This is a genomic window from Desulfovibrio sp. (genome assembly GCF_009712225.1).
In the GTDB taxonomy this organism is placed as follows: domain Bacteria; phylum Desulfobacterota; class Desulfovibrionia; order Desulfovibrionales; family Desulfovibrionaceae; genus Desulfovibrio.
Genome location: NZ_WASP01000005.1, coordinates 270750 through 294049, shown reverse-complemented (window position 1 = coordinate 294049; position 23300 = coordinate 270750). Strand labels below are relative to the sequence as shown.

19 protein-coding genes are annotated in these 23300 nt (G+C 58.6%); 6 read left to right on the top strand and 13 right to left on the bottom strand.

Annotated features, from left to right (window positions below; translation table 11 throughout):
• Positions 1–22: 22 nt before the first annotated feature.
• From F8N36_RS05135 to F8N36_RS05120, 4 genes are all read right to left on the bottom strand, one after another.
• Positions 23–1360, bottom strand: coding sequence for a 2-hydroxycarboxylate transporter family protein (locus F8N36_RS05135; RefSeq protein WP_291331725.1), 1338 nt, complete (start codon positions 1358–1360; stop codon positions 23–25).
• Positions 1361–1459: 99 nt separating this feature from the next.
• Positions 1460–2206 (bottom strand): sulfite exporter TauE/SafE family protein, encoded by a 747-nt coding sequence (locus F8N36_RS05130; RefSeq protein WP_291331724.1) that lies wholly within the window; start codon positions 2204–2206, stop codon positions 1460–1462.
• A gap of 190 nt (positions 2207–2396) precedes the next feature.
• Positions 2397–3776, bottom strand: coding sequence for an MFS transporter (locus tag F8N36_RS05125; protein WP_291331723.1), 1380 nt, complete (start codon positions 3774–3776; stop codon positions 2397–2399).
• 12 nt (positions 3777–3788) lie between these two features.
• A complete protein-coding gene (locus F8N36_RS05120) occupies positions 3789–4622 on the bottom strand; it encodes an amidohydrolase family protein (protein WP_291331722.1) in 834 nt (277 codons plus the stop codon).
• A gap of 710 nt (positions 4623–5332) precedes the next feature.
• On the opposite strand from F8N36_RS05120, the gene F8N36_RS05115 reads away from it, so the two are divergent.
• The 4 genes from F8N36_RS05115 (at position 5333) to F8N36_RS05100 (ending at position 11198) form a co-directional block, all read left to right on the top strand.
• Complete coding sequence (locus F8N36_RS05115) at positions 5333–7828, top strand: glycyl radical protein (RefSeq protein WP_291331721.1); 2496 nt, start codon at positions 5333–5335, stop codon at positions 7826–7828.
• 64 nt (positions 7829–7892) lie between these two features.
• A complete protein-coding gene (locus F8N36_RS05110) occupies positions 7893–8834 on the top strand; it encodes a glycyl-radical enzyme activating protein (protein ID WP_291331720.1) in 942 nt (313 codons plus the stop codon).
• A gap of 25 nt (positions 8835–8859) precedes the next feature.
• Positions 8860–10260, top strand: a complete 1401-nt coding sequence (locus F8N36_RS05105) for a sigma 54-interacting transcriptional regulator (protein ID WP_291331719.1) — start codon at positions 8860–8862, stop codon at positions 10258–10260.
• On the top strand, positions 10260–11198 hold the full coding sequence (locus F8N36_RS05100) for a DMT family transporter (protein ID WP_291331718.1): 939 nt from the start codon (positions 10260–10262) through the stop codon (positions 11196–11198). The genes F8N36_RS05105 and F8N36_RS05100 overlap by 1 nt, the downstream gene beginning before the upstream one ends.
• A 12-nt stretch (positions 11199–11210) precedes the next feature.
• Here the strand turns inward: F8N36_RS05100 and F8N36_RS05095 are convergent, their stop codons facing one another.
• From F8N36_RS05095 to F8N36_RS05065, 7 genes are all read right to left on the bottom strand, one after another.
• Positions 11211–12767: a DHA2 family efflux MFS transporter permease subunit gene (locus F8N36_RS05095; protein WP_291331717.1), complete on the bottom strand. Its 1557-nt coding sequence runs from the start codon at positions 12765–12767 to the stop codon at positions 11211–11213.
• Positions 12748–13872, bottom strand: coding sequence for an HlyD family secretion protein (locus F8N36_RS05090; RefSeq protein ID WP_291331716.1), 1125 nt, complete (start codon positions 13870–13872; stop codon positions 12748–12750). The genes F8N36_RS05095 and F8N36_RS05090 overlap by 20 nt, the downstream gene beginning before the upstream one ends.
• Positions 13873–13917: 45 nt before the next feature.
• On the bottom strand, positions 13918–14361 hold the full coding sequence (slyA, locus tag F8N36_RS05085) for a transcriptional regulator SlyA (protein WP_291331715.1): 444 nt from the start codon (positions 14359–14361) through the stop codon (positions 13918–13920).
• A gap of 268 nt (positions 14362–14629) precedes the next feature.
• The gene (locus tag F8N36_RS05080; protein WP_291331714.1) at positions 14630–15607 is read right to left on the bottom strand and encodes a lipoate--protein ligase; all 978 of its coding nucleotides are present in this window, start codon (positions 15605–15607) and stop codon (positions 14630–14632) included.
• 192 nt (positions 15608–15799) lie between these two features.
• Positions 15800–17104, bottom strand: coding sequence for a nickel-dependent lactate racemase (gene larA, locus F8N36_RS05075; RefSeq protein ID WP_291331713.1), 1305 nt, complete (start codon positions 17102–17104; stop codon positions 15800–15802).
• Between the two features lie 155 nt (positions 17105–17259).
• Complete coding sequence (locus F8N36_RS05070) at positions 17260–17985, bottom strand: sulfite exporter TauE/SafE family protein (RefSeq protein WP_291331712.1); 726 nt, start codon at positions 17983–17985, stop codon at positions 17260–17262.
• Between the two features lie 71 nt (positions 17986–18056).
• On the bottom strand, positions 18057–18368 hold the full coding sequence (locus F8N36_RS05065; protein WP_291331711.1) for a hypothetical protein: 312 nt from the start codon (positions 18366–18368) through the stop codon (positions 18057–18059).
• Between the two features lie 257 nt (positions 18369–18625).
• On the opposite strand from F8N36_RS05065, the gene F8N36_RS05060 reads away from it, so the two are divergent.
• Positions 18626–19330 carry a DUF554 domain-containing protein gene (locus F8N36_RS05060; protein ID WP_291331710.1) on the top strand — a complete coding sequence of 235 codons (705 nt, stop codon included), beginning with the start codon at positions 18626–18628 and terminating at the stop codon, positions 19328–19330.
• Positions 19331–19389: 59 nt separating this feature from the next.
• Here F8N36_RS05060 and F8N36_RS05055 read toward each other — a convergent pair whose 3' ends face one another.
• On the bottom strand, positions 19390–20388 hold the full coding sequence (locus tag F8N36_RS05055) for an Ldh family oxidoreductase (protein ID WP_291331709.1): 999 nt from the start codon (positions 20386–20388) through the stop codon (positions 19390–19392).
• A gap of 432 nt (positions 20389–20820) precedes the next feature.
• On the opposite strand from F8N36_RS05055, the gene F8N36_RS05050 reads away from it, so the two are divergent.
• Positions 20821–22095: a DUF4910 domain-containing protein gene (locus F8N36_RS05050; protein WP_291331708.1), complete on the top strand. Its 1275-nt coding sequence runs from the start codon at positions 20821–20823 to the stop codon at positions 22093–22095.
• 116 nt (positions 22096–22211) lie between these two features.
• Here the strand turns inward: F8N36_RS05050 and F8N36_RS05045 are convergent, their stop codons facing one another.
• A complete protein-coding gene (locus tag F8N36_RS05045) occupies positions 22212–22988 on the bottom strand; it encodes an L-2-amino-thiazoline-4-carboxylic acid hydrolase (protein WP_291331707.1) in 777 nt (258 codons plus the stop codon).
• Positions 22989–23300: the final 312 nt, after the last annotated feature.

Below are 23300 nucleotides of genomic sequence, written 5' to 3'. Positions count from 1 at the left end.
GAAGCCCAATATCTGTTTGCGTCTAGCCCGCGTAAAAAATGCGCATGAGAATAACTGCCATGACCACCACCGAAGCGCCGCCGATACGCGTGGAAATCTGAGCAAAGGGCATCAGCTCCATGCGGGCCGAGGCGGAGAGAATGGCCACGTCGCCCGTGCCGCCAAGGCCGCTGTGGCAAGCGGTAACGAGGGCAGATTCCACGGGGTACATGTTGAGGAAGCGGGCGGTAAAGAAGCCGCAGGCAACCATGGAGAGCACCGTGGCAACAACCGTGATGACGTAGCTGGGCTGGATAACGGCCACCACGTCCTTCCAGGGGGTGTAGCACACGCCAATACCCACCAGCAGCGCCCAGGTGAGGTTTTTGGAAACAAAGAGGTAGAACTGCTTGGCGGCCTTTTCAACAATGGCGGGCATGATGCCCAGAGCCTTTACGATGGCGGCAGACAGAATCATGATGATGGGTGCGGGAATGGGAATGATCATGTTCACCAGCATGCCGAACAGGTAGAAGCAGCAGGCGGTGAGCAGGCCCATGCCCAGAATGGTAACGTCGATGACTTCCTTGCCTTCAGTGGGCAACAGGTCGTCGCCACCCATGCGTACCAGCTTGCCGTTGCCCGTGCTTTCGGGATGCTTGATGGCGTAGCGGCGCAGCATGCCCGCGCAGATGATGGCCGTCACGTTGCCCAGCATGGCAGCCGGGGCCACCATGGCAATGAACTTGCCGGGATCAACGCCCTGGATTTCGGCATAACCGGCCGAAAGAGGCAGAATTCCCTCGCCCACGCCGCCGGAAATGATGGGAACAACAATGTAGAAGAAGCTTTCAAATACGCCGTGGCCCAGCAGCGTACCAACGCCCGTGCCCACGATACAGCTTGCCAGCGTACCCAGAATCAGGGGTACAAACATGCGCAGAAAGCCCTGAATGAGCACCTGCCGCAGCATGCCCAGAATACTGCCCGTCACCAGGCTGGCGATATAAAAATACAGAAAGTTGGCGCCGCCGCCCTTGCCGCCGGTAAAGTGAAAAACGGCTTCCTTGGCCGGGCCGTCAAGCAGGCCGTAAAATACCAGCACAGAGGGCACAAAGATGGAAAGAATGGCGGGCCCGCCAATATCCTTGAGCACAGGCAGGCGCAAGCCCATGTCGCCCAGCAGTATGCCCAGAATCAGCATCACGGCAAAACCGCCAATCATATCCTTGGGCAGTTTGCCGTAATACGAGGCCAAAAAGATCACTGCGGCAAAAAACAGATAGGCCGGAAGCGGCACGGGACCGATCTTGAAGTTGAGCAGCTTGTCCCAAAGCCCTTCCGCACCGGCTCCAGAATGATTGTTTTCTACGGTTTGCATGACATAGACCCTCCGTGGAGTATTTGATCTTTGTCTATGCCACCGCGTGAAAGAAGTCTTTTTATGTAAGTTATAAAAAAGTTAGGTAAGTTTTGTAAGTCAGCACAGCGCCCGCCATGCTATGAACAGGCCAATGGCCATGCACAGGCCGCTGACCATGCGCTTGAGCAGGCGTACCGGCACGCGGTGGGCAATGTGTGCGCCCACGCCAATGCCCACAAGCTCGCAGAGGGTGATCCACCAGACCATGGAATAGGAAATGAAACCATTACTCATGTTGCTGGCCGAGCCAGAGACAGAAATGACCATCTGCAAGACCTGGCTTGTGGCAATGCACTGCAGGGGCGCGTAGCTGAAAAGCAGCATCACCGGCACAGACACTATACCCCCACCAGCGCCCGTCATGCCGCACAAAAATCCGGTGAACAGTCCTATGCCAAACAGCAGCAGGGTGTTGCCCCTTTGGCTCAGCCGCTGCGCCAGCCCCATGCCCTGCCGCGCTGGCAGCATGGAATACAGACTTGAAAAAATGATCAGGCAGGCCAGTACGATATTGAGCGCCCGCGCTGGAACATACGCCCCCACATACGCGCCCGCATAGCCGGACAAAAAGCTGCCGGCCACAACGGGCAGGGTAACCCGCCAGTCGATGGTTCCGTAGCGCTGGTAGCTCACCGTTGCCACAATGCCCGCAAACAGAAAACTGAACAGGGCCGTAGCCATGGCTTCGTGCGTTCCCAGCCCGCCAAAAAACATGATGGCGGGTATGAGCAGCACGCCGCCTACGCCAGTTGCGCCAATAAGCGTACCAACAAGAAAGGACGAAACAGCAAGGGCCACAAGCATAAAGGCTCCTTTCAGCTGCTGCGGGCGTGGCAGCGTGCCGGGCTCAGGGTGTGGCCTGCCCTCCTCCCGCCCCCGCATACTGGCAAAGCGCCGCCCTGCCGTTGCGGGCCGGGAGGCGCAGAGCCTGAGGGTGTGGCGGGGTCCGGCATAAGACCCCGCCATACGGGAGGAGGATATTCAGACCGAGAAACTATACGGCCGCGTCGCTCACAGAAGCCTGGGCAGGAGCCTCGGCCTCGTTGGCCGCAGAATCAGTATGCGGCAGGTCGTTGCGTTCGCGGATGGTTCCGAGCCACATGGTGGCGATGGTGCTGATAAAGCCCGCCACCAGCAGGTAACCACACAGGTACCAGGGCTGCGAACCGTTGGCCTGCACCAGCATGGTGGCGATCATGGGTGTGAGACCAGAGGCAAAGATGCCGGAGAACTGGTACACAAAAGAGATGCTCGAGTAACGCACAGAGGGGTCGAAGCTGTCGGAGAACAGGCTGGCCATGCTGGCGTAAGCAGCGGCGTAGATGATGCCGAAGGGCACGATGATGGCAAGGTACACAAAGAACAGGTTGGTGGTGGCGTAGTTGTGCAGCACCCAGAACACGGGGAAGGAGGTGATGCCAAGCAGCAGAGCGGCAGTACCGAAAATGCGGCCCTTGCCCACACGGTCGGCCATGGCACCCCACATGGGGATAAAGCAGGCCATCACGCCAGAGGCAACCACCACGGCCATGAGGGCCACGGTACGGTTAACACCGCAGGTGTTGGTAAGATAGGTCAGGGAGAACACGCCGAACACGTTGAAGGCGATACCTTCCACAAAGCGGGCACCCACGCAGGCCAGCAGGGTCTTGGGGTAACGCTTGAAGGCGTCGATCATGGGGTAGCGGATCTTTTCCACATGCTTCTTGGCGCTGGCAAAGTCCTGGGTTTCCTGCACGGAGGTACGGATGTACGCGCCAACCAGCACCAGCACGGCGCTCAGCACAAAGGCCACGCGCCAGCCCCAGGCGATGAAGGCTTCGTCGGGCAGCAGCCAGGAGAGCAGGCCGATCACGCCAGAGGCCAGCATCAGGCCAAGGGAAAGGCCAATCTGGGGCAGGCTGCCGTAAAAGGCGCGCTTGTGGGCAGGGGCAGATTCAAAGGCCATGAGCACCGCGCCGCCCCATTCGCCGCCAAGGCCAATGCCCTGGGCGATACGGCAGGTAACCAGCAGGATGGGCGCCCAGATGCCGATGCTGTCAAAGGAGGGAATGCAGCCAATAAGCACTGTGGCGACACCCATGATTTCAAGGGTGAGAATGAGCATTTTTTTGCGGCCGATCTTGTCGCCAAAGTGCCCAAAGATAAAACCGCCAAGAGGACGGGCCACAAAGCCCACGGCAAAGGTCGCAAAAGCCAGGATGGTGCCTACGCCCGACGAAAAGGACGGGAAAAACAGCTTGTTGAACACAAGCCCGGCAACTACGCCATAAAGAAAAAAGTCGTACCATTCGATGACAGCGCCCATCAGCGAAGAAATAACTACGCGGCGCAGGTTTGCCTGTGCGGTTGCTTTATCAACAGCGTTGCTCATGTCTTTTCTCCCTTATGACAGGCCCAGCACGCGGCGGGCGTTTTCGTACATGACCTTGCGGCGGGCTTCTTCGGTAAGATCAAAGTGCTTGTAGGCATCAAGAGCGTCGGCCAGCTCCACAAAGGGGTGGGCGCTGGCAAAAAGTACCTTGTCGGGAATGAGATCGTTCATGGCGCGCACATACACATCAACCATGGGTGCGCGTTCGTATTCAGAAATATCCATGTAAACGTTGGCGTTACGCAGGCAGGTGTAAATGGCCTCGTTTACAAAGGGGTACCCGCCGTGGCTCATGATGAGCGTCAGCTCGGGAAAATCTCTGGCAACCTTGTCCACATCGCGCGGGTCTGCGTATTCCAGAATGGCACCCGGAACCTGCGGCGGCGGGGCCATGGTGATGAACACAGGAATATTCAGTTCGCAGCACTTGGTGTACAACGGATAAAACCTGGCCTCTGAAGCGGGAATGTGCGCAAGGTAAGGGTCGATGGCAATACCCTTCATGCCGTAATCGGCAACCACGCGCTCAATTTCGCGCACCGCGTCCATCTTTTTGTGAGGGTCAATGCCCCAGAACCCCACAAACTTGTCGGGATAGGCCCGGCAAAATTCCAGAACGCTGTTGTTGTTGGCCGGAAATCCGTACGTGGTTTCGCAGTCACGACCAGTTATGACCCCAAGTTCCACACCAAGATTGTTCAGGTCTGCCACAATCTCGTCAAGAGGCTGGGGCTTGCGTGCGTCAAATCCAATGGCCTTGCAGGCCGCCTTGAACATGGCGCTGTTTTTGATACCGTTAATGATTTCTGGCGTGTTTGGGCGAAAGCGAAAGTCAATCACGTTCATAATGCGGTTCTCCTGAACCCGCTTGGGGGTTGTGTGGCGCTGGCGGCGTCATGGCCTTCCAGATCCATGCGGGCTGCCCTGCCGGACCACCCACGCAGGAAACAAAAACGTTTCCCATCTCTCTTCTCCAGGCGTTGCTATTTCTAAGTCGCTCAGGTCGCCTCCAACCCGCACGACTTGTGATTTTTTTCGTTTTGCACGATGTGTGCCAGCTCACAAAACCTCTTTTTCAATGCGCTTCTGCTCAAAACTCAATAAATTCAGCATAATATTTTGATTTATTACATATTCTTTTGATATGGTTTATCCTCGTGTCGCAAATTTGCAACAAGCAGGAATTGTTCTCCGGCTAAGCGAAATAGCTGCTTGTGAAAATAAAATCATGATGATTTTTGTCATGTTAACCGTGTCGAACTTGCCCCCCCCAAATCGGGCTGTCGCAACTTTGCGTCGCAAGAAATGCCCTTATTAACGCCAAGGGCTCCTGACTGATGCAAACTTGCGACCCAAGCTTGTCCAAAATCGAACTTCCAGCACCGAATAAAAAAACTTTTTTTGAATACACATAAAATTCAGCAAGTTAAATATTATGGCATGCCACATGCACAGGGGATTGCAAACGAGGATTGCCACACCCCTTCGGCATTCTCCGTGCGGCGGCAGAGCATACGCCCCCGCGCGCCACATATTCATATTTCAGGAGTATCGTGATGAGCACCACCACTTGCGAATGCCGCTCCCCCCAGGAACAGCGTTTGTACGACAAGATCGAGGGCAGGGAAGACAAATTCCGTAAAACCCACACCCGCGTTTTCAAGCTGCTGGAACGTTTTGAAGGCCAGAAGCCGCGTATTGATATCGAACGCGCCCTGTACTTCACCCAGTCCATGCAGGAAACAGACGGTCAGCCCCTGGTGCTGCGCTGGGCCAAGGCCCTCATGCACATTGCGAAAAACATGACCGTCTATGTGCAGGAAGACCAGCTGCTGCTCGGTCGCGCTGGCTGCGATGGCCGCTACGGCATTCTGTACCCCGAACTCGACGGCGACTTTCTTGATATCGCGGTGCGCGACCTGCCCACCCGCAAGACCTCGCCCGCCACGATCACGCCCGAAGACGCCAAGCGCGTGATCGAAGAGATCGCACCCTACTGGAAGGGCAAGACCTACCACGAAGCGCTCAACGCTGCCCTGCCCGCCGAAGTGCACAAGCTCACCTATGATGATCCCATGGGGCTCATCTCTCGCTTTATCGTCAACGAAACCTCGTCGTTCCGTTCGTCCATCCAGTGGGTGCACGACTTTGAAAAGATCCTCAAGCGCGGTTTCAACAGCATCAAACAGGAAGCCCAGGAAAAGCTGGACGCCCTTGATCCCCTGAGCTGCAAGGACGCCTGCGAAAAGCGCCCCTTCCTCGAAGCCGTGGTCATCGTGTGCGAAGCCATTGTGCTGTGGGCCAAACGCCACGCAGTGCTCGCCCGCGAAATGGCCGAAAAGGAAACCAACCCCACCCGCAAGGCCGAGCTGCTGCGCATGGCTGAAAACGCCGAGCACGTGCCCGGCGAACCCGCCCGCGACTTCTGGGAAGCCTGCCAGAGCCAGTGGTTTACGCAGATGTTCTCGCGCATCGAGCAGAAGACCGGCACCACCATTTCCAATGGCCGCATGGACCAGTACTTTTTCCCCTTCTACGCCAAAGACCGCGCCGAAGGTAAGATCAACGACGCTCAGGCCATGGAACTGCTGGAATGCATGTGGGTTGGCATGGCCGAATTCATCGACATGTACATCTCGCCCACCGGCGGCGCCTTCAACGAAGGTTACGCCCACTGGGAAGCAGTGACTGTTGGCGGCCAGACCACCGATGGCCGCGACGCCAGCAACGCGCTGACCTACCTGATCCTCAAGTCCAAGCGCGAATTCCCCCTGCACTACCCCGACCTTGCGGCCCGCATCCATTCCCGCGCGCCCGAGCGTTACCTGTGGGACGTGGCAGAAACCATCAAGTACGGCTCCGGCTTCCCCAAGCTTATCAATGACGAAGAAATCGTGCCCCTGTATGTTTCCAAGGGCGCTACCTTCGAGGAAGCCCTGGACTACGCGGTTTCTGGCTGCACCGAAGCCCGCATGCCCAACCGCGACACCTACACCTCTGGCGGTGCGTACATCAACTTTGCCGCTGCTGTTGAAATGGTGCTGCGCAATGGCCGCATGAAGAAGTTCGGTGACCAGAAGCTGGGCGTTGAAACCGGAGACCCGCGCAACTTCAAGACCTGGGACGAATTCTGGAACGCCTATGTGCAGCAGCACCTGCTGTTCCTCAAGACGGCCTTTACCCAGCAGTACATCATCAACAAGCTGCGCGCCCAGCACTTTGCCCAGCCCATGGGCTCGGCCATGCACGACCTGTGCATGAAGCACTGCATCGACCTGCACCAGGAACAGATTCCCGAAGGCATCAACCTGGGCTACTTTGAATACATGGGCCTTGGCACGGTTGTGGACTCGCTGGCCGCCGTGAAAAAGCTGGTGTTTGAAGAAAAGAAACTGACCATGGACAAGCTGCTGGCCGCCATCGACGCCAACTTTGAAGGCTACGACGACGTGCGCGCCCTGCTGCGTTCCGCCCCCTGCTACGGCAACAACGACGAGTACGCCGACGCCATTGGCCGCGAAATCGACAAGATTTCCGTGGAATACGGCGGCAAATACTCCATGCAGGAACTGGGCATCCACAACGATGTGCGTTACGTGCCCTTTACCTCGCACGTGCCCTTCGGCAAGGTGGTTTCCGCTACTCCCAATGGCCGTACCGACGGATTCCCGCTTTCCGACGGCTCTTCGGCCTCGCACGGCGCGGACGTCAACGGCCCCACCGCCGTGCTGCTCTCCAACTACCAGACCAAGAACATGGGCATGCGCGACCGCGCCGCCCGCATGCTCAACATCAAGTTCACGCCCAAGTGCGTGGAAGGCGAACAGGGCACTGAAAAGCTGGTGTCCTTCATCCGCACCTTCTGCGACCTCAAGCTGTGGCATGTTCAGTTCAACGTGGTAAACAAGCAGACCCTGGTGGCCGCGCAGAAAGACCCGCAGAAGTACCGCAACCTCATCGTGCGCATTGCCGGTTACAGCGCCTACTTTGTGGACCTGTCGCCCGACCTGCAGAACGACCTGATTGCCCGTACCGAACACGACGTGATGTAACACACGCACGGGCGCGACTGGCCGAAAGGTTGGCCGCGCCCGTTTTTTATAAAAGGATGGTCTTATGTGTCAGGATGACTGCCAACGGCAAGGCATGGTTTTCAACGTTCAGAAATATTCGGTTCATGACGGCCCCGGCATAAGAACCATCGTTTTTCTCAAGGGCTGCAGCCTTTCCTGCCGCTGGTGCAGCAATCCCGAGTCGCAGCAGCGCGAGCCCGAGCTGGCCTTTAACGCAGGCCGTTGCCTGGGCGTTTCCAAGTGCGGGCACTGCATTGTAGCCTGTCCATACGGCTCCATAACCCTTGGCGACGAGGACAAGCTGCGCATTAACCGCAGCCACTGCACCTCGTGCCATATGCCCTGCGCCGCAGCATGCCCGGCCCAGGGTTTGCTGGTTTACGGCAAACAGCGTACAGTAGATGACGTGCTGAATGTGGTTGAGCAGGATATGGCCTTCTATGCCCGCTCTGGCGGCGGCCTTACCCTGTCGGGCGGCGAACCCCTGTTGCAGGGGGAGTTTGCCGTGGCCCTGCTGCGCGAGGCCCGTGCGCGGCGTATCAAGACCGCTGTGGAAACCTGCGGTATGGTTTCGCCCGACACAATCCGCGCCGCGGCGGAATACCTGAACTATGTGCTTTTTGACATCAAGCACATGGACAGCGCCGAGCACGAAGCTCAAACAGGCTTGCCCAACAGGCACATCCTCGAAAACTTCCGCATTCTGGCAGAGGAATTTCCCGACCTGCCCATACTGGCGCGCACGCCGATCATTCCCGGCTTTAACGACAGCGAACAGGCCGTTACCGCCATTGCCGAGTTTCTCAAGCCCTATGAGCGCGTGGAATACGAAATGCTGCCCTACCACCGCCTTGGCACGCAGAAGTACCAGTTTCTCGACAGGCCCGTACCCATGGGCGAAGTAAAACTGGATACGGAGCACATGAACAGGCTCCAGACTGTGGTGCAGGGTATTCTGGGCCAGCGCCTGCGCGTACCGCACTGATAACCTTCTACCCCCCCAATGACCTATGGCATGCAGATCTTCCGAGCTTCTTTCGAAACATGTGGAGCGCATACTCGACGCCCTGCCCGAAGGCGTTTTTATAAGTGATGCCGCAGGCACAAGCCTGCGGGTCAACCGCATGTACGAGCAGCTTACCGGGCTGACCCAGGAACAGATACGCGGCAAAAACGTGCGCGATCTGGTTCAGGAGGGCACGTTTGACTGCATTCTGAACCCGGAAATCGTACGCACGGGCAGACCCACCACACACGTCCAGCAGCTCAAAAACGGGAAAAAACTGGTGCTCACCGGCTTTCCCGTTTTTGACGGCAAGGGCGACCTGTGCTTGGTGGTGACCTTTGCCCGCGACGTTACCCTGCTTGCCCAGTTGCAGGATCAGGTGGCGGGACAGTGCAAGCTTATTGACCAGATCAACGACCAGCTGGCGTACATTGCTCAGGGCTCGGCAAAGTCGAGCGAACCAGTGTACGCCAGCCGGGCCATGGGCGATGTGGTTTCGCTGCTGGGACGCTTTGCCCACACCGATGCCACGGTGCTTATTCTGGGTGAAACCGGCGCAGGCAAGGACGTATTTGCCCGCTACACCCATTCGCAGTCTGCCCGCAACGATAAAATCCTGCTCAAGGTTGACTGCGGCGGCATCTCCGAATCACTCACAGAATCCGAACTCTTCGGCTACATGCCGGGGGCCTTTACCGGGGCCTCCAACAAGGGCAAGGCCGGGTATTTTGAAATTGCCGACGGCAGCACCATTTTTCTGGACGAAGTGGGCGAGTTGCCGCTCTCCATGCAAACGCGCCTGTTGCGCGTGCTGCAGGACGGCGAAATCATGCGGGTGGGCGCATCAAGCCCGCGCAAGGTGGACGTGCGCATTATTGCCGCCACCAACCGGGATCTGGCCAAGAGCGTGGAGGCTGGCACATTCCGCCGCGACCTCTATTACCGCCTCAACGTGGCCACCGTGCGCATACCGCCCCTGCGCGACCGGCAGGAAGACGTGCGCGCGCTGGCAGAGCACTATCTTGCCCAGTATACAGCCAAGTATCACAAGGCCATGGCATTTATGGACGTGACCCTCGACATCATGTCGGCCTATTCCTGGCCGGGCAACGTGCGCGAACTGCAAAACCTTGTGCACAGCCTTGTCATCACGCTCACCGGGCCGCTTATCTCGCCGCGCGACCTGCCGCCGCAGATATCCGGCTCCACCCGTGAATCTTCGTGCTATTCAGAAGATATTCTTTCCGCGCGCCGCCCCCTGCGCGACATCATGGCTGAAATGGAGCGCGATTTTCTGCTCAAGGCCATTGAAGTGCACGGTTCTGTGCAGCGTGTGGCCGAGCTTTTCCAGATCAACCGCAGCACGGTGTTCCGCAAATTGCAGGGCGCACGGCGGATTGACTGATGCGGGCCAGCGTAGCGACTGGCACCAGTGCGGGCGACAGGCCGGGCGGCACGGGCGCTTCGCCCTGGCTGGTGGCTGCGCTCACAACCCTGGTCATGACGCTCTTTGCCGCCAACTCCCTGCTCTGCAGGTTCGCCCTCGCGCAGGGACCATCTTCCCAACCACTTGATCCTTCTGTCTACACGGCCCTGCGGGCCATATCAGCGGCAGCCATGCTCTGGTTTATCCAGATATGGCGCGGCGGCAATCCGTTGCGTGCTGGCAGCTGGAACGCGGCCCTGGCCCTGTTTGGCTATATGGCCTGTTTTTCATGGGCCTATGTGCGGCTTTCTGCCGGGGCGGGGGCGCTGGTCATAGCGGTGGCCGTGCAGGTGGGCATGCTTGTGGCCGGGCTGCGGCTGGGGCAAAGACCCGGCAAGGCGCAAGGGCTGGGCATCGGGCTTGCCATGGCGGGCCTTGTGTATCTGCTGTTGCCGGGACTTGATGCGCCACCGGCGGGGGCTGCCACGGTGATCTTCTGCTCTGGCCTGTGCTGGGCCGTGTACACCATCTGCGGCAGACAGAGCGGCGACGCCACGGCGGCCACGGCTGGCAACTTTATTCGCTGCGTGCCGCTGGCCCTTGCGCTGCTGGCGTGGGGCATGCTGTTTGACGGGGCTGGCACACCCACCGCATGGCCATGGGCGGGCGTTGTCTGTGCTCTGGCTGCCGGCGCGCTGGCCTCGGCTCTTGGCTATGTGCTGTGGTATGCGGTTTTACGCTGGCTCAACGTGCCTTCTGCCGCTGTGGTGCAACTGAGCGTGCCGCTCATCACCGCCCTTGGCGGCGCATGGCTCATGGGCGAAGCCCTTGGGCTGCGCCTGCTGGTGAGCAGTCTTGCCATTCTGGGCGGCATTTTTTGCGCCACGGCCCTGCCCCACCTGCTGCGCAGCCGCTGAACCACTCCACGCTTACAACCTGCGCTGCCTCATGAACAAAGCTGGCAGCACAGCCACCAGAAAGGCCACGGCCACCAGCAAAAAACTTTCCCTGAAGCCCATTGTGCGCGCCTGCGCGGCAATCATCTCTGAAAAAAACTGGTAGGCCTGCGGGGGCCGCAGGGCCTGCGCCACGTTATCGAGCTGCCCCGAACGCACCAGCATGAACGAAACGATATCAAGGGCGTCTGCGGCGGCGTGCGTACCCTGCTGCAGGGCGTTGAAGGCCTGGGCGTACAGCTCTGTCTGACGCTCCAGATACACGGAAAGCAGGCTCACCCCCAACGCGCCGCCCAGCTGGCGACTGAAGTTGATGGCCCCAGCCCCCTGCGCCATGTGCCCGCCATCCAGCAGACGCAGCGCCCCGCTGTTCAGCGATGGCAAAATGAGCCCAAGCCCCACGCGGCCAAGCACAATCCAGCCCGCAAAATCCCAAAAATCCGTAGATACGCCCACCCCGGCCATGAGCAGGCACGAAACGCCAAAAACGGCCAGCCCGGCCATGATAGACTGGTAAGGCGGCAGCCGGTCGGCAAAACGCCCGGCCAGCGGCATCACCACGCCCAGAACCATCCCCCCCGGCATGAGTAGCAGACCCGATTCGGTGGGGCTGTACCCCTGCACCATCTGCACAAAAAGCGGAATAAGATAGGTGGAGCCAAAAAGCCCCATACCCAGAATAAAGGCCACCACAGAGGCAGCCAGAAAGCGCGGGTTCAGATACACGTCCAGAGCCAGCAGGGGGTGGGCGCAGGCCCGTTCGTGCGCGGCAAAGGCAATCCAGAAGCACAGGCTCAGCAGAAATGCGCCCAGCACGTAGCCGGAATCCCAGCCCTCGCGCTGACCACTGGAAATGCCCGCCAGCAGGGTTCCAATGGCAAGGCACAGCAGGGCAAAGCCTATGCCGTCAAAGGGCCGGGGCTGCACATCCTGCGCGCGGCCAGGCAAAAAGGTCAGGGCCATGGCCATACTCAGAGCGCAAAAGGGCGGCCCCACCAGAAAGACGTACCGCCACGAATAGTTGTCGATGAGCAGGCCGCCCACCGTGGGGCCAAGGGCCGGGGCCAGCACCACGCCAAGGCCAAACACGCCCATGGCCATACCCCGGTTTTCTGCCCCAAAGACGGTAAATACCACCACCATGGCAAGAGGCTGCACCAACCCTGCCGCCGCCCCCTGTATGGAGCGCGCAAGTATGAGCAGCTCCACGCCGGGGCTCATGCTGCCCATGACGGACGCCGCCAGAAAGGCCACCATGGCGCCCAGATAGGCCCGCCGCACGCCAAAGGTGTGCAGCGTCCAGTCTGTTGCCAGCATGGAGGCTGTCATGGAAGCCAGAAAGGCCGTGGAAAGCCACTGCACCTGATCCTGCCCCATGCCGAATTCGCCCATTATGTCGGGCATGGCCACGTTGACGATGGTGGACGACAGCACCGTGGCAACGCAGCCCGCCATGACGGCAGCCGTGGCAAGCCACTTGTAGCCCGCGCCGTAGCGCTGGGCCAGTGCATCAAAGGCTGGAGCGGTCAATGTCCACCTCTACCATCATACCGGGGCGGAGGGGGTTGTCGTCCGGCTGCTCAACCTTGATGCGCACGGGAACACGCTGGTTGATTTTGGTGAAGTTGCCCGAAGGATTGGGGCTTGGCATAAGGGCAAACTGGCTGGTGGCAGCCGTACCGATGCGTTCTATGCTGCCGTGAAAGGCCCTGTCGGGGTAGGCGTCCACGCTCACACTCACGGATTGCCCGGCCTTGAGCCCGTCGAGCTTGGTTTCCTTGAGCAGCACCTCAACCCACACGGCCTTAGGGTCGTGCAGCAACACCAGCCTCTGGCCGGGAATAACGTACTCGCCCGGCTCCACAAATTTCTGGTCCACAACGCCGCTGATGGGGCTGCGCACCACGTGGTCGTCCAGCGCCACCTGCTTTTGCCGCAGCTGCGCCTGCACTCCCGCGCGCTGCTGTTCAAGCTGGGCAAGCTGGCTTTTGAGCGCAAGAGGATCACCCTGATGCGCAAGGGCCTGGGCCAGCGCGGCCTGGGCTTCGGCCAGCAGTGCCTTGTTTTGAAGGAATTTTTCTTCTGCCTGATGCAGGGAGGTACGGTTCTGGTCCCATGTGCGGCGGGCAATGGCGTTGGCGGCAATAAGGCTCTGCCCACGGGTAAAATCGGCGCGGGCCAGATCAAGCTCGGCCTGGCTGGCGCGCAGGCTTGCCCCCACATTGTTGCAGTGGGCGCGGGCAGCATCAATGGCGCTTTGCGTAGCGCCCAGGCTCACCTGCAGCAGGGTGGACACGCGCTCGTGCTCAAGGCGTAGCGCCTCGTCCCTGGCAGTCAGTTCTTCCACCTGCATGGCGGCCTCGCGCTGGTCAATGACCACCAGCTGGCTGCCACCATTTACCCTGTCACCGTCGGTAACGTCGCGCTGGGCAACCCAGCCGTCTACCCGACTGCTGATGGTCACCATGTCGGCCATGACGCGCGCATCGTTTTCTGTAATGTGCCTCTGCCTGTGGATGACTACCAGCAGGATGACCAGTGCGCATGCCATTGCGCCAAAAAGCATGAGGCGTTTTTTTGTACGAACCGGAGCGGTCAGCAGACGGGCCGCCTGGGGCGAAAGCGAAAGAGGCATGTGAACGGAACTCCTGAAATGCTGTTCCGCGTGCCGGTCTGTGTGCTATTCTGGCGGTGCGGCGGCCAGATTGCCCATGATGGTTTCAAGCACGCGGTAAAAACTTTCAAGCTCTGCATCGGTGATGCCAAGCAGGGCTTCGGCACGCAAATTCGCACCAATACGCATGATATCGCTTATAACACTGTCGGCCTTGGCGGTAAGGCACACGCGCCGGGCACGGCGGTCGCCCTCAACGCCCACGCGCTGCACCAGACCCAGACGTTCTAGGCCATCCAGCACGCGCACAAGGGTTGGGCCTTCCACTCCCACAGAAATGGCCAGCTCTTTTTGCGGAGCTTCGCCGCCCATGCGTGAAAGATGCATAAGCACCAGCCAGCGCGCCTGCGTGAGTCCCAGGGGCGAAAGCCTTTCGTCAAGCTTGTTGCGCCACATACGGGAGGTACGGGCAATGGTCATGCCAACTATTTCTCTGGTGGAAGAGCTCATGCTACCCCCTCATTGTGTGCATAGCTAAATATTAGCTAGCTATCGTTTTGTCAACCGAGTTCAGGGCCGGAAATTTCCAATTTTAATGCCTGCAAGGCAGATATACCTTTATATCATTATCAACAATAGGCATTTGTGCACGCGAATACAGGCCGCAAGGCATCCAGCCCGCAGCCGCGAGGCCGCAGGTCAGCTGTTACCGACATGTCGGATGTATAAGAAAAATCAAGCCACGGCATGCCGCAAATGCTGCCGCTCCGCCGCGGGGCTAGAAAAGGCAGTCAAGAAAGATGCGTTCGCCCACGCCCTGAATGTAGGCATCGATGTGTACCAGGGCCAGCCGCCGCTTGAGGGCCTCGCGCTCGTGACGGCAGCCGCAAAGCGTATCCTCAAGCTCCACCACGTCACGTACGCCAAAATAGTCGCCAAACAGGCGAATGTCGGCAATCACGCCGTTGCGCACGTCCATACGCACGTCCAGCACGCCGCCGGGGGTTTTGGTGGTGCGCTCAAAGGCGTAATTGGGCGAATAACCGTAATTCCAGTACCACGACCGGTAACGCTCTTCGGCCAGCTTTTCGATGGCCTCTATTTCATCGTGGCTCAGACGCGAGATTTCTGCCTTCTGGTCATTGGCAACATAGGCCATGAGATAGTTGATGAATTCCTCAATTGCCATGGGTTTGGGCATGAAATCCACAATGTTGCGCACACGCCCACGTACGCTTTTGACGGATTTGTCGACGTATTTGGCAGGGCTGGGCTTGAGAGCGGCGCAGACCGAATCGAGGTTTGCGCTGTACAGCAGGGTTCCGTGATGCAGCAGCCGGTCGCGGTGCGCGTGCTGCGCATTGCCCGAAATTTTGCTTTCTCCCACCACCATGTCGTTGCGGCCATTAAATTCGCAGGGAACGTTCAGGGCATTGAGTGCCTCGATGATCGGCGTGGCGAACCGCCTGAAATCCAACAGGCCAGACTGGTTGTTGAGGCTGATGAAGGTAAAGTTGATATTGCCCAGATCGTGAAAAACAGCTCCCCCGCCGGTAAGCCTGCGCACCACGGGGATACGGTGTTGCTGCACGTAATCTGCGTTGATTTCGGAATGGCTGTTCTGGTTGCGTCCTACAATTACGGCAGGAGCATTGCGCCACAGCATGAATACGTCCGTATCTGAATTATGCAGCAGCCATTCTTCCGTCGCCAGATTGAACGGTGCATCGGTACTCGCATTATAGATAAAGCGCATAGCTCCCCCACAGATTGCATTCATGGGAAATATCGCATTTTCTACATTTATCCAAGCAAGCAGTGGCCCATGCCTGCGCCGGACACACAGGCAAAATCAACACACAAATAAAACAAGGACCTTGAACGCAAGGCACGTACCACTGCTGCCAGCGTTCAAGGCCAGACTTGCGTCACTATAACCGCATCCCTGCTAACAGTTGCCCGCAAGCTTGGGCAGGGTATTGGCCCCGTGGGGCAACAGGGTTGCACGCAGCTCCCTGCCATTGTTCAATTCTTTTGCAAGTGCAAGGGCTTCGTCGAGGGTTCTGGTGATGTGTATCTTTGTTTTGGCAAAGTCTGCCGCATCCATGGCGCTTACCATGATGAGATGGTGCTTTTCCGCCGATTCCGCAAACAGAAATCCCACATAGCTGCCGATGGAAAAGTTTTCGCGCAGGTCTTTTTCGCGTTCTTCCATGGTGCTGAAATCACATATCTGGTGCCGGGTGTCCGCACTGCCAAAACCCTCGGTGCATGCTGAAAGGATGATGATCGTGCCGCCCTCGCTCACCACCGCAAGGGCGTTGGCCAGGGTTTTGATGGTCTGGTAAAAATTGATATCCTTGGGGGCGCCGCCCGCGCTGGCAATAACCAGCGGCGTGCGTTCGGCCACGTTGACACCGTCTATGGCGTCCACCAGGGCACAGGCTTCGCGATGGGCCAGCACCATGTCGCCAGCCACAGCCTTGATGATGTTATAGCTGTCGTCCACCACCACGTTGAGCAAAAAGCTGGGTTTGGCAAGCAGGGCGGCTTCTTCAAGATCAGCATGAAAAATATTGCTGCTCTCCATGTTGGCGCTGCGCACGGCCGCGTTGGTGCCACTGCCAAAGCCCTCGTTGAGGGCAAGATTATGGTGCCTCTGGATGGTCTCGTAGCTGGCGATGCCGGGCAGCAGATACTTGGGGCCGCCGCCGTACCCGGCCAGAAAATGGTACACCACGCCGCCAGTCAGGATGATATGGTCGCTTTCCATGGCCACGCGGTTAAACCACACTTCGGTGCCGTTGCTGGTCACGCCAGCCTTGACCATGTCTGCCGTATCGCGACACTTGTGGTCGATAACCCCAATGCGGTTGTAAATATCCTCGGAAACAATGGCTATGTGCTCCTCACGCGACATGGGCCGGTGCGTGCCCGTGGCCGTGAGAATGCGAATGTCGGCATCGCGGATTCCACATTTGTTCAGCCGGGCGACCACGGCAGGCACATAGACATTGGGCGACTGCCACAGGCGGGTGGAGTCGGGCACAATCACGCATACGGTCTGTCCTGGTTTGAGCATTTCTTCCAGCCGGGGGCTGCCAATGGGATTGTCCAGAGCATCGTTGATGTGCTCAAGGGCGCTTTTTCCAGGCAGTGCAACCGCGTTGGAATGCAGCTCTGCTGCCATAAGCCCGCTATCGAGCCCCACACAAAATTTCTTGTCGCCGTACTTCATGTAATGCTGTGCCATGGATGGTATCCCTGTTTGTTGCCATGCCGCGTGTGCAGCAACTGGCCTTGTGCATTGCAGGCCTGTCGCAGTGCCTGTTCATTCACAGGTCTGTTATGCCCCTTACAGACTTTTGTGAAGAGGCCGCAGCAGGCCTGTTCTGCATGGGGCATACCCTATGCAAGCAGCGCGCCGCCTGTCATCACCAGTCCAGCGCAGGCAAGCATCATGTCGATGAGCAGGCTGAAGGTCGCCTCGGGCATGCCCAGTACAAAGCGTTTGCCCACAAACGTACCCACCGCCAGTGTTGCCCCCACCACAAGGCCGTTGCACAGCACGGGCAGGGGCAGGCCGCCCACCGCGCCAAAGGCCAGCGCCTTTGCCAGATACACGGCGATGGAGGCCGCCGCCTCTGTGGCGAGCAGCGCACCCTTGGCCAGTCCAAAACCGGCAAAGATGGGGATGGTCAGCGGCCCCGTGGAATACACAACGCCTGTCAGGTAGCCCACCACGCCCCCGGCCATGGCCATCTGGCGGGTATTGAGCCGCAGGCCGCGCGTGCGGCTGGCCCGCCTCAGACCGATGAGCGCGAAAAAAAACAGGCCGATACACAGATTGGAAACATCCGCCGGCATAACCCAGAGCGTGCGCACGCCCAGCACCGCAGCCGGCACAGCGGCAACCGAATACCAGGCAAAGGCCCGCAGGCTGATCTGCCGCCGCCAGGCCAGCACGCGCGAGGCATTGCCCGCAATAGAAGCAATGGCCATGATGGGAATGGCCGCCTTGGGGCCAAAAGCCAGACTCAGCACCGGCAGCAGGATGATGGACGAGCCTGTGCCCACAACCCCGCTGATGGCCCCGGCCACTATACCGCATATGGCGATGAGCACGTAGACCACGTTGCCCCCAGAGTTTACGCCCGCTGTCTCAAAAGCAGAAATTCGCCCTTTTTCGGGTATGCAGCCACGACTTACAGGGGCGTGATCTGCTCTACCTCATGGTGAAAAATATAGGGGTCGGCCACCAGTTCAAAGCGCTCGTCGTCCGGATAATGCACCGCAAGCTGATAGTCTTCGCCCGCAAAGGCCTTTACGGCATCAAGCGAAGTCCACCACGTGGCAAAGAAAAAATGCTCCCATCCCCGAAAGGTCATGCGTCTCACCGCCACCCCCAGATTGCCCGCCACGCCCCGAGCGTGATCCTCGCCGGTTCTGCGCAAATGCTCTGCAAAGGTGTCACCCAAAGCTTCGGGCACGCAGCCGTGCCATGTTCTGACAATCATGTTTTCTCCTGCTGTCTCATGCCCTGAGTCCCTGAGGGGGATTATTGTCAACTCAAATACCTTGTGGTACCCAAAACGCGCATCTGGATTATCACCTTGTTGATACTTTCGGCGCGCTGGCGGCCCCGCGCATGCGCGCCCTTTGCTTTTCGGGGCAGTAAACCTGGCATCACCACATCGATTCACACCGGCCTACAGACCCCCCTTTCCTGTCCGCCTTTCCGAACGATTTCCATGCCATCACGCGGAGTACGCATATGATCGGGCCCATTGTGAACAGTGGCGGACTTTTTATCGGTGGTATCATCGGCGTTGTTTTTGCCGATATTTTTCCTGAACGGCTCAAAAAGGCCCTGCCTTCCATCTTTGGCGTCATAACCCTGTGTCTGGGCGCAACCCTTGTGGGTAAAGCCTCGGCTCTGCCAGCCGTGACGATTTCGCTCATTCTCGGCACCATGGTGGGCGAAATTATGTATGCCGAGGCCCTGCTACAAAAGGTTTTGCGGGCCATATTCGGCCTGCTGAAAAGCAAGCGTATGGGCGACGAAAACTTTTCCCTGACGGTCATAACCCTGGTGGCCGCATTCTGCTTTGGCAGCATGGGCTTTTTGGGGGCCTTTCACGAGGGGCTCACCGGCAATCCCGACATTCTGCTGACCAAGGCCGCGCTGGACATGTTTACCGGCGTGGTTTTCGGCTCCTTCATGGGCTTTTCCGTAAGCCTTATCGCCGTGCCGCAGTTTGTCATTCTGGCGCTCATCTACATGGGGGCCACCACCATTGCCCCGCTCATGACCCCGGCCATGCTCAACGATTTTACCGCCTGCGGCGGTGTTATTTTTGTGGCAACGGGCCTGCGCATGTGCGACATCAAGATATTCCCTGTCATCAACATGCTGCCCGCTCTGGGCATCATTTTACCGCTCTCGTATCTCTGGGAGCTGTATTTTCCCTTCAAATAGCGCCAAAAGCAGTTTGCCCTCCGGCCAGCAGGCCGAAGGGCAAAATCGCCACGCCCTTGCTAGCAGAGCTCCCGTAACTGGATCAGCAGGTCTTCCGGCAGATCAATGCTGTTGCTTTGTTTGGCTGCCTGGCTCAGGCCTATGCGCCGGTCACCCGGCAAACGCGTGCCGGGCTGGTCGGTGATAAAGGTCAGCAGCTGCTCCACCCGGTCCACAAAGTTTGCCCCTGCACTGGCAGAAGGATCCATAATCAGGAAGCTCTGCCCAAGCCGCGGCGCGGGGCCGTCGGGCGTGAACAACGATGAGGCTTCGATGGCCAGCGCGGCACCTGTAAGCGCGGCCGACATTATTTCCACAATCAGGGCCAGCGCGTAACCCTTGGGACCGCCAAAAGGCAGCAGCGCGCCGTCAAAGGCCTTGGCCGGATCGCGCGTGGGATTGCCCTGCGCGTCCACGGCCGCGCCCTCTGGAATAAGCTCGCCCTTCTTGGCAGCCTGCAAAATCTTGCCGCGTGCAAGCAGCCCCATGGAAAGGTCGATCACAAGAGGTGGCGAGTTTTTACGTGGGCAGGCCATGGCTAGCGGGTTGGTACCAAAGGTAACCTTTGACCCGCCGTAGGGAGCCAGCGAGGCGGGGCTGTTGGCAAAGCCCAGCGCCACAAGACCCTGCTCCGCCAGATCAGCCACAGGAAAGCCCAGCACGCCGGCATGGTGCGAATTGCGCACGGCCAGCAGGGCCACGCCCGATTCCCTTGCGGCCTGAGCCGCCACAGGCAGGCCGTCGGCAAAAGCGCTGAAGGCAAAACCGCAACGGGCGTCAACAGCTACAACGCCAGATCTGGGGCGCTCCACCAGCGGCACGGCATGGCCGTCTACCTTGCCCGCAGCCGACTGCGCCGCGTAATAGGGTATGCGCGAAAACCCATGCGAGGGCAGCCCTTCCATCTCAGCCCGCAGAAGCGAAGTGATGGTGAAGGTGGCATTTCGCTGCGCCACGTTGTGGGCCATAAGGATTTTTTCGCCCAGATTTTGTGCTTCGGCGAGGGATACGGCTGGCATATCTGCTCCAATTCTGACTGATTTTACATGTGGTTGCCTGCATCACACAGCCCTTTCTGCATACCAGCATAGGGGGCGGAGGCAAAGCAAATTTCATGCGCAGAATTCGGGGCTTTTCTACTTACGATCTGTATGCTATATTAAAAAAGGCACGTTGGCTCCCGCCAGACCAGCCTGCCTGTTGAAGCCCGTTGCCTGCAATCATGAATGGCAGTCTTGATTTGCTGCAACCGGGCGCAATAAGCCCTGCATGGGGGTTTGCAGCGGTTTTTTCCGTTATGCCGGAAAAAGCTGCTTGACGGCGCGGCCCGCTAGCAATAAGCAAGCTCGCGATAGGCATTGCCGCCGACAGTCACCCCCGGAAAATGGCAATCAGGGTTGCCACCCCCCATGGGAAATGCTGCCTCACGCAATGCACACCAAGGAAGGATAATGACGAGCTTCCACGACCTTTTACGCAGCCTTTTTCCCATATGCCGCAGCATAACAGGCAACGGGGTACGGCAGACGTTGCGCATGTTACAGGTAGAATTGCCCGAGTTGCGAACCTTTGAAGTACCTTCGGGCTCCAAGGTTTTTGACTGGACAATTCCTGACGAGTGGAACATCACCGGGGCCCGTCTCACCGGCCCTTCTGGCGAAGTCATCGCCAACTTTGCCGATTCAAACCTGCATGTGATGGGCTATTCCGAACCGGTGGACTGCACGATTTCGCTTGAGGATCTGCAAAGCCACCTGCATTCATTGCCTGAAATGCCCAATGCCATTCCCTACGTTACTTCGTACTATGCCCGCCGCTGGGGTTTCTGCCTCACGCACGAGCAGCGGCAAAAGCTTGTGCCCGGCATGTACCATGCAGTTATCGATTCCACACTTGCTCCGGGCAACCTGACCTACGGTGAGCTTGTCATACCCGGCCAGTGTGAAAAAGAAATTTTCATTTCCACCTACATCTGCCATCCCTCCATGGCCAACAACGAGCTTTCCGGCCCGGTGGTGGCCACGGCTCTGGCCCAGTGGGTGGCCCAGCAGCCCCGCCGCTACACCTACCGCTTTGTTTTTGTGCCAGAAACCATCGGTTCCATCACCTATCTGAGCCGCAATCACGAAGCCCTGCGCCGCAATGTGGTGGCAGGCTTCAACCTTACCTGCATGGGCGACGAGCGGGCCTATTCCTACCTGCCCAGCCGCAAGGGCGACACCATGGCAGACAAGGCGGCCCTGCACGTGCTGCGGCACTTTGCGCCCGATTTTATCCGCTACACCTTTCTTGACCGCGAAAGCGACGAGCGCCAATACTGCTCGCCCGGCATTGACCTGCCCCTGTGCAGCGTCATGCGCAGCAAGTACCACGTCTACCCCGAGTACCACACCTCGCTGGACGACTGCTCGCTGGTTACGCAAAAAGGCCTTGAGGGCAGCGTAAACATCATGACACGCATACTTGAGACCCTGGAAGAAAACGTGGTCTACGAACCGCGGGTGCTGTGCGAACCGCAGCTGGGCAAGCGGGGCCTTTACCCAACCTTGAGCACCAAGACATCCTGTACCGAGCAGGTCAATCTGATGATGGACCTGCTGGCCTATGCCGACGGCAACACCACCCTGCTGGAAGAAGCCGACATTGTGGGCAGGGATATCTTTCGCTGTGCGGAAACCATGCGCAAACTGGTTGCAAAGGACGTGCTGGCAATCAAAAAGTGCTGACAGGCACGCGCCGGATTGCATAAATAATTGCGCGGCAGAGGCTGAGGCCCCTGCCGCGTTTTGTTTTATGCATCAATTGCGGCGCTGCAATTACGGCGCAACAGTCTGGGCGCCCCCTACAGGTCCCAGCCCTGCGTCACTTCCCTGCCCTGCTTGTAGCGGAAGTCGCACATCTTGCCACCTGTGGCCAGGGTTGTGGTGCGCGCAAGGCCTGTGCCCTCTGCCCGCGCAGTGGGAAAATCCACCCGGCAGGGATACGGCGCAAGCTCAGGCATGCCCAGCGACGCAAAATACTTGACCAGCCCGCACTCGGTGTAGTCTACGCCGATATCAAAATCACGCCCATCACCCCTGAATACCGTCTGCACCCAGTCCATGGGGTAGCGCCGCTGCTGGCTGCGCTGCGCCCAGGCCTGCAGCAGTGCAAAATACTCTGGCGAAAAAAAGCGCTGCCCGTTGGCCCGGTAAACTTCCTTTTGGGCTTCAAAGCTGTACACGGCAAGATCGTAAACCAGCTTGCCAACATCCCGTGCGCTGAACCCGCAGGGGCGCATGGCCGTATACAGGGCGGCATACTGCGGCCCCACCAGAAAGCTGGGGTAGGTCAGATTTTCTGGCCCGCCGATATCGGGCATGGGCAGCAGCCGGGCGTGAGCTTTTTTGGCCGCTGCAAACATGGCGCGCAAATCCTGCACGGGCCGCTGCCCTGTCAGCATCTGCTCCGCGCCCTCGCACATACCGGCAAATTCGGCTTTGAGAGCCTCGTCGCTCACAGGTTTGCCAATGCCCTGCGCAATGGACGCAAGGGCAGAGCAGGGCAACAGCAGGGCTGCGCAGGTGCCTAGAGCAAGCGAGCAAAAGGTACGGCGGGTGCATGGGGCTGCGGAATACATGACGGCTCCCCTTGTGGAGGGTGAAAGAGCAGTTCAGGCAATACGTTGCTTATAGCGGCACGCGTGGCGGCTGTCCATGGCTGCCCCATTGCAAGATCGCGCACCTGCAAGCATTTCTACGCAGCTGTATTTACATGCAATGTCATTATGATTACATGCCAGATTGTGATCTGCCACAAAATAACACAATTTCATACCATAATACCATATTGACACTATCGCGTAACTGGTTCATGCACTTGCGCTGGCATAAAAAAATTTTTGCTTTTTGAAATCACCAAATCCAAAGAACTGTTCCAGTGGTCCGACCTG